The organism is Micromonospora sp. CPCC 205558, from assembly GCF_036902955.1.
GTDB lineage: Bacteria > Actinomycetota > Actinomycetes > Mycobacteriales > Micromonosporaceae > Micromonospora.
Map to the genome: position 1 here is coordinate 80,151 of NZ_JBAKHR010000029.1, position 13,251 is coordinate 93,401.

At 67.3% G+C, this 13,251-nt stretch carries 13 protein-coding genes; 10 read left to right on the plus strand and 3 right to left on the minus strand.

Features of this window, described 5'->3' with window-relative positions; translation table 11 throughout:
- Positions 1-187 precede the first annotated feature (187 nt).
- Positions 188-1,465, plus strand: coding sequence for a hypothetical protein (locus V6U86_RS27000; protein WP_334507942.1), 1,278 nt, complete (start codon positions 188-190; stop codon positions 1,463-1,465).
- A 94-nt stretch (positions 1,466-1,559) separates the two neighbouring features.
- Here V6U86_RS27000 and V6U86_RS27005 read toward each other — a convergent pair whose 3' ends face one another.
- Positions 1,560-2,705 carry a hypothetical protein gene (locus V6U86_RS27005; protein ID WP_334507944.1) on the minus strand — a complete coding sequence of 382 codons (1,146 nt, stop codon included), beginning with the start codon at positions 2,703-2,705 and terminating at the stop codon, positions 1,560-1,562.
- A 126-nt stretch (positions 2,706-2,831) separates the two neighbouring features.
- A complete protein-coding gene (locus tag V6U86_RS27010) occupies positions 2,832-3,842 on the minus strand; it encodes a mechanosensitive ion channel family protein (protein ID WP_334507946.1) in 1,011 nt (336 codons plus the stop codon).
- A 449-nt stretch (positions 3,843-4,291) separates the two neighbouring features.
- On the opposite strand from V6U86_RS27010, the gene V6U86_RS27015 reads away from it, so the two are divergent.
- The 4 genes from V6U86_RS27015 to V6U86_RS27030 are packed head-to-tail and all read left to right on the plus strand — an operon-like array spanning position 4,292 to position 6,353.
- Positions 4,292-4,888 (plus strand): sulfite oxidase-like oxidoreductase, encoded by a 597-nt coding sequence (locus V6U86_RS27015; protein ID WP_334507949.1) that lies wholly within the window; start codon positions 4,292-4,294, stop codon positions 4,886-4,888.
- Entirely contained in the window at positions 4,858-5,598 is a 741-nt protein-coding gene (locus V6U86_RS27020; RefSeq protein ID WP_334507951.1) for a ferredoxin reductase, read from the plus strand. The genes V6U86_RS27015 and V6U86_RS27020 overlap by 31 nt, the downstream gene beginning before the upstream one ends.
- A 2-nt stretch (positions 5,599-5,600) precedes the next feature.
- The gene (locus V6U86_RS27025) at positions 5,601-5,894 is read left to right on the plus strand and encodes a DUF6510 family protein (RefSeq protein ID WP_334507953.1); all 294 of its coding nucleotides are present in this window, start codon (positions 5,601-5,603) and stop codon (positions 5,892-5,894) included.
- Positions 5,895-5,942: 48 nt separating this feature from the next.
- Entirely contained in the window at positions 5,943-6,353 is a 411-nt protein-coding gene (locus tag V6U86_RS27030; protein ID WP_334507955.1) for a GNAT family N-acetyltransferase, read from the plus strand.
- A 56-nt stretch (positions 6,354-6,409) separates the two neighbouring features.
- Here V6U86_RS27030 and V6U86_RS27035 read toward each other — a convergent pair whose 3' ends face one another.
- Positions 6,410-7,327 carry an NADP-dependent oxidoreductase gene (locus tag V6U86_RS27035; RefSeq protein WP_334507957.1) on the minus strand — a complete coding sequence of 306 codons (918 nt, stop codon included), beginning with the start codon at positions 7,325-7,327 and terminating at the stop codon, positions 6,410-6,412.
- Positions 7,328-7,808: 481 nt separating this feature from the next.
- Here V6U86_RS27035 and msrB point away from each other — a divergent pair, with 481 nt between their 5' ends.
- From msrB to nhaA, 5 genes are all read left to right on the plus strand, one after another.
- Positions 7,809-8,288, plus strand: a complete 480-nt coding sequence (gene msrB, locus V6U86_RS27040) for a peptide-methionine (R)-S-oxide reductase MsrB (protein WP_334507959.1) — start codon at positions 7,809-7,811, stop codon at positions 8,286-8,288.
- Positions 8,289-8,297: 9 nt separating this feature from the next.
- Positions 8,298-8,804 carry a peptide-methionine (S)-S-oxide reductase MsrA gene (msrA, locus tag V6U86_RS27045; RefSeq protein WP_334507961.1) on the plus strand — a complete coding sequence of 169 codons (507 nt, stop codon included), beginning with the start codon at positions 8,298-8,300 and terminating at the stop codon, positions 8,802-8,804.
- A 315-nt stretch (positions 8,805-9,119) separates the two neighbouring features.
- Positions 9,120-9,776 (plus strand): TetR/AcrR family transcriptional regulator, encoded by a 657-nt coding sequence (locus V6U86_RS27050; RefSeq protein WP_334507963.1) that lies wholly within the window; start codon positions 9,120-9,122, stop codon positions 9,774-9,776.
- A gap of 379 nt (positions 9,777-10,155) precedes the next feature.
- On the plus strand, positions 10,156-10,584 hold the full coding sequence (locus tag V6U86_RS27055) for an OsmC family protein (protein ID WP_334507965.1): 429 nt from the start codon (positions 10,156-10,158) through the stop codon (positions 10,582-10,584).
- Positions 10,585-10,714: 130 nt separating this feature from the next.
- The gene (nhaA, locus tag V6U86_RS27060) at positions 10,715-12,604 is read left to right on the plus strand and encodes a Na+/H+ antiporter NhaA (protein ID WP_334507967.1); all 1,890 of its coding nucleotides are present in this window, start codon (positions 10,715-10,717) and stop codon (positions 12,602-12,604) included.
- Positions 12,605-13,251 lie beyond the last annotated feature (647 nt).

Sequence of the window (13,251 nt, forward strand, 5' to 3'; positions counted from 1 at the left end):
TCCAGCTGGCGGAAACGGGCCGAGCGCGCCCCTGCGCCAGCCGCACCCGCTCGTGAACGAGCTGGCCACCGACGGGCATCGCGTCGGGCACGAGCCCGAGATCATCGAGACGAGCGGGCAATGGTGCCGCCGACGACGCCGACGGTAGCGTGAGGCCGATCCGTGCCCACGCCCCAAGGAGCAGACGGTGGAAAACGAAATCCAGCTGATCAGTGACGGCGACGGCCTGGCGGTCATCGGGCACCCGACGGCTGTCGATCGTTTCCTCACCACCGAGCGACTGCCGTCGAAAGACCTGGGGCTGCAACGGCTCAGCTCCACCCTCCGTACCGGTTCCACAATCGCCAAAGCCGGCTCCGAGATCGCCGAGCACTCCGGACGCTGGGTCCAGTTGACCGCTGAGTCCGCCCAGGCGATGAAGAAGTACAACCTGATGACAGGGTCAGACATCGATGTCAGGCGAGCCGTGCTGACCGACCACGGCAAGATCACCGGCCTACTCGAAGTGGTTTGGCCCCCATCCGCCAGCGCGCTGCTGACCAACCCGGCGATCCTGACCGGCGCCGCCGGACTCATGGCGCAACTCGCGATGCAACAGACCATGAAAGAGATCACCGACTACCTCGCCGTGATCGACGCGAAGGTCGACGCCGTGCTCCGCGCTCAGACCGACGCTGTGGTGGCGGACATGATCGGGGTGCAGTTCGTCATCGACGAGGCCCTGACGATCCGGGAGAAGGTAGGCCGGGTCTCCGAGGTCACCTGGTCCAAGGTGCAGGCCACGCCGGCGCTGCTGGCCCGGACCCAGGTGTACGCGTTGCGTCAGCTCGACGCCATCGCCCAGAAACTGGACACCCAGACCAACGTCGCCGACCTGGCCAAGACGTCCAAGGAAGCCGAGAGCAAGGTTCAGGAGTGGCTCGCCGTCCTGGCCCGCTGCTTCCAACTCCAGGATGCGGTCGCCGTGCTCGAACTCGACCGGGTGCTGGACGCGTCTCCGGGAGAGCTGGAAGAGCATCGCCTCGCCATCCGGGCCGCCCGGCGAAACCGCCTCGAACTGATCTCCCGCAGCACCTCGCGCCTGATGTCCCAGATGGACGTCGCCGCCGGCACGGCCAATGCGAAGGTGCTGCTGAACCCGACCACATCCCGCGCCGTGGTGCATTCGACCAACCACGTCGAGACCACCGTCGTCGACTTCCACGGGCGACTCGGCATCGAACGTGATCGTAAGTCATGGGATGCCAGAGGTTGGCTGGACGCGGCCGTGGAGGTGCGCGACATGGTTCTCGACACCGGGACCGAGGTTGGGGACAAGGTTCTGGAGACCGGGGCGGAGGGCATAGGTGTCGCCAGTCGGTTCGGGGTGGCGGCCTTCGGGCGGGCCAGATCGATGATGGGCAAGGCCTCCGGCGAAATCGCCGAGCTGGCACAGCGCCAGTTCGGGAGTAAAGAGCAACCCTGATCAGGAACACCTGCGCGATCGCCCGCCCGGCACGGTACGAGGGTCGTCAGTCGGCCTCGTGGCTCCGCTCCGACTCAGACGCATCTCTGCACAGTCACCCGGACTCACCGCCGGGTCCCGGTCTGGTCCCGTCGGCTGGGTCCGGCCGGCCCTTCTCGCCGTTCAGCTCCGCGTCAGGCCGATAGCGGTACGCCGCCTCCCGTACCGCCGAGTCGGACTCCAGTCCGGCACCGAGCGCGCCGCCGACCGTGGCCAGCGAGCTGGCCAGCCAGCCCAGCTTGACCTGGTGGGCGATGCCGGCCGGTTGGCCGCTGGATTCGGAGAGCAGGTCCCAGGGGACGAGGGCGATCGCCCCGATGACGGTCAGCGCGGCGAGCGCCGCGTACAGCGCGAGGACGCCGATCACCACGGTGAGCACGGTGACCACGTTGAAGAGGACGACCTGCTCCCGGGCGCGGGGGCCGCGCGGGCTCCGCTCCCAGAGGCGTGCGCCGAGCACCATGGTCAGCACCACCGCCAGGACGGAGGCGGCCGCGAGCAGGGCGAGTCGCAGGTTGCCCAAGGCCGCCGAGAGCTGCCAAATATCGGCGCTTACCAGGGCGAGGACGGCGGTCGCGAAGGCACCAACCAGCAGCCGGGACAGCCGGACGGCCAGCCGCCACGGCCGGTTCGCCCGGAGCATGCCGAGCAGCAGCCGTAGGTTGCCGCCGATCACCCCGGCCAGCAGGCCGATGCTCGGCCCCTGGTGGTTCACGCGCGTGCCGAGTTCCTGGGCCCGCCGTGCGGTGGCCAGGCGCTGGCGGCGCGGGCCGGCTCGTACCGTGTCGCCGACCGCGTCGGTATCGCCGAGCAGTGCCGCGAGCAGCCGGTCCCCGGCCTCGGTCATCCGCCGGGCCACGGCGACGGGGCCAAGTGCGGGCATGGAAAGGACCGCGACGCCGTGGGTGATGCTCGCGTGCGCGACCACGGGCCGCCGTGCGGTCTGCAACGGCAGGTCCGTCACGCAGAGGACCAGACTCCATCCCTCAATCAGCATCCGGCGCCGGGTCGCCTCAATGAGCTGACCGAGGTCGGCCGGCTCTTCGACGAGCCGTGCCACCTGGAGGCGTATCTCCCAGTCCACTTCTGGGACCCGGCTGCGGAGCCAGTCGGCGAGTTCGGTGGCGGCCTCCCGCGCCAGGTCGGCCGTGGCCCCGGGAGCGGCCACGACACCGACGACGAGGAGCGCGCGCCCGGTCACCACACTCCCGGAGCCAACCCGGCCGCTTCCCCGGACGCGGCGTCGTTCTGCGGCGCCGTCATCAACACCAGAGGTCGCCCTTCAGGAGCGTTGACGCTACGGACGGCCATTCCGGACACCTCCAGGTCAGGGCTGGTATTGGCTGCGGGTGCGGGGCAACCACTGCGGGTGCTGGTCGCGCAGGTAGCCGATCAACCCCTCGCGCAGGTCGCAGCGCAGGTCCCAGGCGCTGGCGCCGTCCGCGGCCGAGGCCTGCACCTGGACGACCACCGTTTGATGGGTTGCGTCGACCATCTGGAGCACCCAGCGGTCTCGATCCCACAGCGGTGAGGCCTCGACCAGTCGGCGTGCCTCCCGGCGCATGTCGTCCAGGTCCGCGGTGTGGTCGACATGGATCTGGATCTTGCCAATCACCCGCGACTCGTCCCGGGTCCAGTTCTGAAACGGCCGCTCGGTGAAGTACGTGGTCGGCAGAATGAGTGCCCGCTCGTCCCAGAGCCGGATCACCACGTTGGTCAGCTTCACCTCCTCGACCCGGCCCCATTCGCCGTCCACCACCAGCACGTCGCCGACGTGCAGCCCGTCGGCGAAGGCGACCTGAATGCCGGCGAACGCGTTGCCGAGCGCGGTTCGGGCGGAGAGGCCGATCAACGCGCCGACCACCCCGGCCGAGGTCAGAATGGAGACGCCAAAGAGGCGTACCGGCTGAAAGGTGATCAGAATCAGGCCGATCGCGAGGACCGTGACAACGGCCACCGTGAGCCGCCGCACCGGACGGATCTGGGTCCGGGCCCGCCGGACCCGCCGGCTCGTGGCCAAATCACTCGGCAGCCGGCTGAACGCGACCGTCTCGGCGACGTGCAATGCCCTGACCACCAGCCACGCACCGACGGCGATCAGGACCAGCAGGATGGCATGCCGCAGATAACGCTGCCAGCCGCCCGGTTCGGGCGGCAGCGCGTAGTACAGCGCCCCGACCAGCAGGACCGTGGTCGCTGGGCGGCGGCATGCCTGCCGCAGCGGCTCCAGCAGCCAGCTGTAGCGGCCACGGGCAACCCGGCGAACCAGCACGCCGGAGACCAGGTCCACGACCACAGCCACCGCCACCGCGGCCAGCACGATCAACGCGGTACGCATCAGAAGCCGCTCACCGTGATCCCGATGCCGCCTTCCCGGGCTCGCCACCGCATTCCCCGCGTTCAGGGTGCCATCGGCTCCACCGGCAAGCGGCGATATCCAGAATCCCAGGCGGCCATGGGTTCGCCGCCGCCACGATGGGCGGCAGATAGTCGACGACTGTCGGCAGGCAGGCGCGTCGGCGCCGGTGAGATCGACGCGGCCAAGTTATGGACGATTAGGTCCATACAATCCCTCACCTCAGTGGCGTCCGCCGCACGCACACGCACCGTCACAACCGCCGGAGCGCTGCCTCTGCTGCTTCTGCACGTCGCAAGCAGCCAGCGAGGTTTGCCGACAGGTTCCACGTCGGCTTAGTATGGACGATATGGTCCAGTTGGCTCACCCACGAGCCGAGTGGCAGCAGCAGCGGGGTCGCGGCCATGCGGCCACCGCTCGGGGAGGGGCACATGTCAGTGATCACGCGCGGTTTCGGTGGCCGCAGACGCGACGACGCCGACCTCCCACCCGGCCAGTACCGCACTGACGACTTCCCGGTGCTGTCGGCGGGACCCACACCTCGCATCGGGCTCGACAAGTGGGAGCTCACCGTCGTCACCGAGATTGGTGAGCGGACCACCTGGTCCTGGCCGGAGTTCACGGCTCTTCCTGCCGACGAAACGACAGTTGACATTCATTGCGTCACGCACTGGTCGAAGTTCGGCACGCGCTGGCGGGGCGTCTCCATCGACACGTTGCTGGCCGATGTCGAGAGTTCGGCCGAATACGTCGTCGCCCACTCCTACGGCGGATACACCACGAACATCCCGCTCGAGGACCTTCTCGACGGGCAGGCCTGGGTGGCGTACGAGTTCGACGGCGAGCCGCTGGTTCCGGTACACGGCGGGCCAGCTCGTCTCCTCGTTCCGCACCTGTACTTCTGGAAGAGCGCGAAATGGCTGCGCGCTCTGGAACTGCGTCTCGACGACGATCCTGGGTTCTGGGAGACGGCCGGCTACCACAACTACGGTGACCCATGGCGCGAGCAGCGATACCGGGCGGACTGACCTGGCGGCCGGCGATCGTCGCGGCCACCAGGGTTGAGACTGCGACGGCGCGGACCTTGGTCCTCGACGTCGACGGCTGGACGGGGCACCTGCCGGGCCAGCACATCGACGTCCGGTTGACGGCTCCCGACGGATACACGGCGCAACGAAGCTACTCGATCTCGTCCGCCCCGGAACCGGGCCGGCTGGAGGTTACCGTCCAGGCGGTGACCGATGGTGAGGTCTCGCCGTACCTCGTCGACGTTGCCGGGCCGGGTGACCAGCTCGAGATCCGTGGGCCGCTCGGCGGCTGGTTCGTACGCCGACCCGCCGACCCGCGTCCGGCGCTGTTGATCGGCGGCGGGTCCGGCGTGGCGCCCCTGGTGTCGATGGTGCGGGCGGCGACGGCTCCCACCCGGCTGCTCTACTCGACCCGGTCCCCGTCGGATGAGCTGTTCAGGGCGGATCTTGCGGCTGCGGCAGCCGCGGACGATGCCCGTGTCGCCGTCACCCACGTCTACACCCGGGTCGCGCCCCCCGGCTGGCCGAACCCACCTCGACGACTGGACGCGGACACGCTTGCCCGCGTCGCATGGCCCCACGATGCCAACGTTGTCGCGTTCGTCTGCGGGCCCACCGCATTCGTCGAGACCGTGGCCGACCTTCTCGTCGACACCGGCCACAACCCCGCGAACATCCGCACCGAACGCTTCGGACCCAGCAGAGGATGACCATGTCGACAACCAACGTCGGAGCAGACGACCCATCCTGGGTGGACGGCAACGCCCTGGCGGGACCGCTCGGCGAGCTCATGGGGACTGATGTCACCGTTGCCGAGCTCACCTGCGCAGGTTGCCGGACGACCCGCCCGCTGGCCGCGATGCGCGTATTCGACCGAGCGCCGGGCCTCGTCGCCCGCTGTCCCGGCTGCGAGGACGTCGTCATGCGCCTGGTGCGCACGGCTGAGCGGGCCCTGGTCGACCTGCGTGGCTCGCTCGTCGTCAGCTTCCCGCTGCCGAATGCCTGAACACCGAGAATCCGAACAGTCGGAACGAAGCGAAATTCAGGAGAGAAGATGGCAAGCAACACCGAAGACATGGTCACGTTGACCAGCGCCGAGCAGGACTCGGGTGTCTCGACCCGGTCGGCAGCGACCTCGCCCGACGCGGAAGACTTCGTCATCACCAACAACAGCGCGGGCGGCATCTACGAGGCCACGGTAGGGGGCCGGACAGCCGCAGGGCTGGTCTACAGCGAGGTCGGAAGCCGCGTCATCCTGTCGGCGACATCCGTGTTCCCCGAGTTCCGGGGCAAGGGAGTAGCGAGCAGGCTTCTCGGCGGCGTCCTGGACGAGCTGCGCAGGCAGGGAAAGACCGCCGCCGTGACGTGTCCGTTCGCGGCAGCATTCGTCGATGATCACCCGGAGTATGCCGACGTTCTGGACCCGGCATACCCTCGTTCGCACCCGCCCCAGCGCGGGCACTGAACGCGCGCGTCCTCACGTCCGAACGCGCGCGTCCTCACATCTGTTCGCGCGAATCCTCACGAGCGAGCGCGGATGATCGTCTTCCCGGTGGTCCGCTTGGTCGGGTTGAGAGCAGCGACGGCGTCGTCGAGGTTCGCGACGTTGCCGATGTTCGTCCGCAGCCGCCCATCGCGTACCCGGCGGACGATCTCACCCAGTTGGGCACGATCCGGCGTCACGACGAAGTCGATCGTGAGGCCGTCCGCGGGATGCACCTCGGCCGGCCCGACGACGGACACCAGGCTTCCTCCGGCTCGAACCAGACCCGCCGACCGCTTCCCGATGTCGCCGCCGATGACGTCGAAAACCAGATCAACTCCACCGACGTCTTCGAGGACGTCGGTGGCGAGGTCAACGAACTCCTGCGCGCCGAAGTCGAGCGCCTTCTGACGATCGGCAGCGCGCCCGGTGCCGATGACGTAGGCGCCGAACTCACGGGCGAGCTGCGTCACCATCGAACCGACTGCGCCAGCCGCCCCGTGCACGAGGACGCTCTGCCCCGTCTGAAGGCGGCCGTGCTCGAACAGCCCCTGCCAGGCGGTCAGGCCGGAGATCGGCAGGCTCGCGCCCACCGTGAAATCGACGTCTCCGGGCAGCGGTGCGAGGTTGCGCGCCTCGACGGCCACAAACTCCGCCAGGGTGCCGTCGCGAGTCCAGTCCGTGAGGCCGAACACCCGCTGTCCCACCGACAGGCCCGTCGTGCCGTACCCGAGTGCGCTGACCACCCCGGCCAGCTCGTGCCCGGGTATCGACGGCGTCCGGTCACGGCCGAGGCGATCTGTCCAGGTTGAGGGCCACGTCAACTCGGTCGGGACGAACCCCGACGCGTGAACCTGAACGACGACGTCGTTGAGGGCCGGTTTCGGCTCAGGCCGCTCCACCAGGGTCATCCCGGCCGTTCCCGCGGCCTCGTCCGTCACCACAATCGCCTTCATCAGACGCCTCCTTGTATCCGGTCCTCGTCTGCACTCTCACGAGGGACACTTGTCCGTTCCCAGCATTGGCGGCGCCAAGCCTCGACGCGGCACCAGACGCTGATCGGTAGCGGTTGGGGCGCGAGGATGTCGCCAGACTGGCGGGGACTTCTGTCGAGATCGACGCCGGCGGGTGAGTCGGGCAGCTCATCGCCACCGGAGGCACCCCGCCGGACGTCCCGAACCTAGCCGCGGCAAAACTGGTCTGTCAAGTCCACTGTTGGGTCAGGCGGTCACTCCTGTTGCCGGAAGTAATCCCAGCTCATGGTCGTTGACATGGCCGCCTTCGGGCATCGTGTCGAATCAGTTGCTGGACTTGTAAGTCCACGGAGGGTGTCGGCTGCGGGAATACGGCCGGCCCGGCGAGTGTCTGTACTTGCGTGCCCAGGAGCGCTGCACCTGGGCACGCAGCTGTGCGTAGCAAGGCCGTGAAGGGAGAGCTGTGTCCCCGCAGACCCAGTACCACAAGAACCCGGAGGCCGTTTCGCGGCTCAACCCGGAGCAGTACCGCGTGACTCAGCAGGACGGCACCGAGCGACCGTTCGCCAACGCCTACTGGGATAACCATGAGCCCGGCATCTACGTCGATGTCGTGTCCGGCGAGCCGCTGTTCGCATCGGTCGACAAGTACGACAGCCACTCCGGCTGGCCGAGCTTCACCAAGCCGCTGGCCAAGACGAACGTTGTCGAGCGTCAAGACTCCAGCCACGGAATGATCCGAACTGAGGCCCGCTCGCTGCACGGGGGCAGCCACCTCGGCCACGTCTTCAATGACGGTCCCGTCGACAAGGGTGGTCTGCGGTACTGCATCAACTCGGCGTCGCTGCGGTTCGTCCACCTCGACGAGCTGGAGAACGCAGGGTACGGCGAATACCGCACCCTGTTCACGAGTGGCACCAACACTGACACCGACGACAAGTAAGGAGACGACGTGACTACCGAAAAGGCAATCCTCGCCGGCGGCTGTTTCTGGGGCATGGAGGAGTTGTTCCGCCGCCAGCCCGGCGTGCTGTCCACGCGCGTCGGCTACAGCGGCGGCGACGTCCCGAACGCCACCTACCGCAACCACGGCACCCACGCGGAGTCGATCGAGGTCGTCTACGACACCGAGAAGACCGACTTCCGCGAGCTGCTCGAGTTCTTCTTCCAGATCCACGACCCGTCGACGAAGAACCGCCAGGGCAACGACATCGGCATCAGCTACCGCTCGGCGATCTTCTACACCAACGACGAGCAGAAGCGGGTCGCCGAGGACACGATCGCCGACGTCGACGCCTCGGGCCTGTGGCCGGGCAAGGTCGTCACCGAGGTCACCGCGGCGGGTGACTTCTGGGAGGCCGAGCCCGAGCACCAGAACTACCTGCAGACGTACCCCAACGGATACACCTGCCACTTCCCCCGCCCCGGGTGGAAGCTCCCGAAGCGGGCGAAGGCCTGACACCTCCGGCGCGCGGACCCCGGGTCCGCGCGCCGGCCCCAGGCCACAATGAGCGGCACCGGACAGGAGTCGGCCAGCCGGGTTCGGTCCTCTCCCGGAAGGGCCGCTCACGACGCGTGGCCCAGCAGCGGCAGAAAGCCTCATTCGTAGGACCAAATGGTCCAACGGACTTTGGCTAACGAGGACCCAGCGATGCTGGTACGCCTTAACCCAGCCGATGAGGCGTTCACCATCAGGTAAATGCGACGGGACCTCAGATGGACTTTGAGGTCCCATTTTCCCTGCATTATCCGGCGCGCTGGATACACTTGACAGATGAGCGACGAGCAGGTGGCTGCGCCGACGAATAGGCGGAGGATCAGTCAGCGGGGCATCGCGACGCGAGAGCGGATCCTCGACGCAGCGAACCGGCTGATGCTCGTGCGCGGAGTGAACGCGACGACCCTTGACGACATCCGCGAGGCAAGCCAGACGAGCAAGTCCCAGCTCTACCACCACTTCGCCGACAAGCAGGAGCTCGTGCGCGCCTTGGTCAAGTATCGAGGCGCGCTTGTTCTTCAGCGTGAGCGTGCCGGGCTCGAACGGCTGAGGTCGTTCTCAGGGCTGGTCCGGTGGCGTAACGCGCTGGTGCAGGCCAACTCGCTGAACAACGGCAAATACGGGTGCGGCCTCGGGTCAATGGCTCTTGAGCTGTCCGATCAAGATGAGCAGGCTCGATCGTCGCTGTCGGAGACGTTCGCGGCATGGGAAAAGCTGATCAGTGATGGTCTGCACCGGATGCGGGACAGTGGTCTCCTGCGCCAGGACGCCGACCCGGAGAAGTTGGCCACGGGGCTGATGGGTGCATTGCAGGGCGGCTACTTGCTGGCGAACGCCGCGCACGACGTCGCACCCATGGAAGTCGCCCTGGACATGGCACTGGAACACATCAAATCGTTCCTCGTGCAGCCGTCCGGTGAGCCGACCCGCTAGCTGGGCCCACGCGTCGCAACCGGGCTGCTCGCAGCGAACGACACTGCCTGACATACGCCTCGAAATCCCGGCCAGTGCACTAGCAACGGACCGACTGGTCCACTCTGAGGTTTGGTGACAATCGGGTTGGCCAGTGGCCTGCTGGATTGCATCCGCCTGCCATCGCAGCTTGATCCGCCGAGCCACTCAGGTTCCGCGCAGCGCCAGCGACCCTGGGGCGGATCGTCAGTTGGACTATCTAGTCCGGGAAAGCTAGCCTTCGGAGGCACTCGCCATGGGTGATGTGCCTGGCCACAGCCACCGCTCAGACTGCGGCTCGGCTGCCGCTGGGTCCCCACCCCTGGACGCTCACCACTGGATCTAGAGGAAGGCGCGGCTGATGGAAACCGCTCATGATCATGTCGTCGCATCGGCCCGAGTTGTCCTTCCGGCCACCGAGCGCCGGCGCACGGACATGACCTCCCGCAGCTTCACGTTCGTCGCCGACGAACCGCACAACGGCGCACTCGGTGACGGCCCCACGCCGACGGAGTACCTGTTGATGGCGCTCGCCTCGTGCACTGCTCAGACGCTGCGGCAGTACGTCGACTACAAGTACGACACCGCCGGCGATATCACTGTCGAGATCAACTACCACGAACCCGAGCAGGAAGGCGCAGAGCGTTACCTGCAACGCACGATCACGCTCAGCGATGAGCCTGACCCCGACGACCTCAAGGTGATGCACGACATTGCCGAGAAGTCCCCGGTCACCCTGCTGATTCAGTTCGCCTGGAGCGTGCGGACCGAGTTCGTCGGGCCGCGCTGAGAACAGGCCGCCGACCACCGCCACGGCGGCGCCGGCGCGATCAGTAGCTGAGGCGAGAGATCGCCTGCCCCATCGCGGCACGTGATCTCGCTGTCCGGGCTGACCCGGCCAGCACGTCGAAAGGTGACGTGTGACCAAAACCAGGAGCGGCCGGACGATCGAGATGCGGAACCTGGCGTCACCGCTGCGAGCATTCCTGCGAATCGAGTCCGGCAGCGCCGGCGTGCTCGTGGCCGCCATCGCCGCCGCACTGCTCTGGGCCAACATCGACCTCGATTCCTACGACGCCGTATGGCGTACCCCGTTGTCGCTGCGCCTCGGGCACCTCGAACTCTCCCGCGACCTGCACACCTGGATAAACAGCGGCTTGATGACGCTGTTCTTCCTTGTCGTCGGCCTTGAGGCGCGGCGCGAGTTCGACCTCGGCGACCTCCGCGACCGGCGACGTTTCGTGCTGCCCGGCGTGGCCGGCCTGATTGGCATGCTGATCCCGGTACTGATCTTCCTGGGGATCAACCACGGCGGCCCGGGCGCGCATGGCTGGGGCGTGGCCATGTCGACCGACACCGCCCTCGCGCTGGGTCTGCTGGCACTGCTCGGCCGGGGTGTTCCCGACCGGGTCCGGATCTTCCTGCTCACCGTGTTCGTGGTCGACGATGTGATCGCACTCATCGTCATCGCCCTGGTCTACAGCGAGGACATCACGGTGCTGCCCATCGTGGTGGCCGTGGCGGCATTCGCGGTCATGTTCGCCATCCGCGCGAACGGCGTCCGACGGGGCTGGGCGTACGTGCCGTTCGCCGTCGTGATGTGGGGCTCGCTGCTGGTCAGCGGAGTCGACCCGGTGGTGGCCGGACTGGCCATCGGGTTGACCGCGTTCGCCTACTCTCCCGGCCGAAGTGAGCTGGAGAAGGTCAGCGGGCTGTTCCGGTCGTTCCGTGAGCAGCCGACGCCCACGCTCGCACGCACGGCTTCGATCGGCCTGGCGAACACGCTGTCGCCCAACGACCGTCTTCAGCGGATCTACCACCCCTGGTCCAGCTACGTCATCGTGCCGCTGTTCGGCCTGGCCAACGCCGGCATCAGCATCGACGGACCGTTCCTGGCCCAGGCGTTCGCGTCGCCTGTCACCTGGGGCGTACTGCTCGGGTACGTCGTCGGCAAGCCGCTCGCCGTGATCGGCACCTCGGCCGGGATCACCTGGCTCTCACACGGGCGCATCCGTCCGACCGTGGGTTGGGCGGGCGTGCTCGGCAGCGGCACGATCGCCGGCGTCAGCTTCACGGTGTCACTGCTGGTCGCCAGCCTGGCCTTCACGGGCGACCAACTGGCCGAGGCCAAAGTCGGGGTGCTCGGCGCCGCGATCGCATCCTCGGCACTGACGTGGTTCGCGTTCCGCATCACCAATACATTGCCGCCGGACAAGCGCATTCGAGCGCTCTTCGGCGACATGACGGAGCTGATCGATCTCACTCCAGCGGTCGACGAGAAGCACGACCACGTCCGCGGCCCGGCCGGTGCGTCGGTAACGCTGGTGCAGTACGGCGACTTCCAGTGCCCGTACTGCGGGAGGGCCGAACCAATCGTCCGACAGTTGCTGGGCGACGCCGACCTGCGTTTCGTGTGGCGTCACCTGCCTCTGCCAGACGTGCACCCGCAAGCCCGACTAGCGGCCGAGGCAGCCGAAGCAGCTGCCGCTCAGGGCAAGTTCTGGCAGATGCATGACCTGTTGCTCGACCACCAGGACGGGCTGGACAGCACTGCTCTCGTCGGTTACGCGGGCGACCTCGGCCTGGATCAGAAACGGTTCCACGACGATCTGACAAACCAGGCCCACGCTGGTCGCATCGACAGCGACATCGAATCCGCCGATAACAGCGGAGTGTCCGGGACCCCGACGTTCTTCATCAACGGCCGCCGCCACTACGGCGCCTACGACATCACAGCCTTGACGGCGGCCATTCGTATGGCCCGAGCCCGAGCACGCCTCGGCCGCGACGCACCAGCGACCGTCAAGTAGCACGTTCTGTCGATACGACGGCACGCCGGGCACGACATTCGGCCGCTGATCTCGCCGCCCATCTGCCTGGCCTCGCCGACTCCGACGCCAACCACTGGCCGTACGACGCCCGGCTGCTGCGAGCCTCAGCGCTCCCGGAGACAGCGTCACAGTCGTACTGATCGCTTCGGATGGACTTGGGCCATCACCTCCGGCGGCCGCCCCGACCGCTGAGCGCTCCCACCTCACGATCGCTCGCCCATTAGCGCGGCAGATTGTCTGGATCTGCGTCGGTTTGAACATTCGTAGTTACAACTTCTTAACGCAATTAGATGATCATGCGCTTCGGCTGAGGCATTAGATTGCCAGAGCAGACGTCAAGATGGTCAGGCAAGCCACCTGGTCGGTGCCATGTCGCGCAACAGGTCCCCGGACGGTGCGGTTGCGCCTGGAACGCTCGACAACACAGGAGGCGGACCGCCCGATGGGTTACCCCCGGAAATGCGCCGTGTCGACCGCGACTGCATTTGGCCGAGGTGGGGCCGCGTCATTGTTGGATGGCGTCGCCCCCTCTTCTCGGGTGTGGGGGTGTTGAGGCGATGCCCGCTTTTCAGAGTTCTGAGGATCTGGCGGAGTTCTTCAAGTGGTTTTATGGTGAGGAGCTTCCG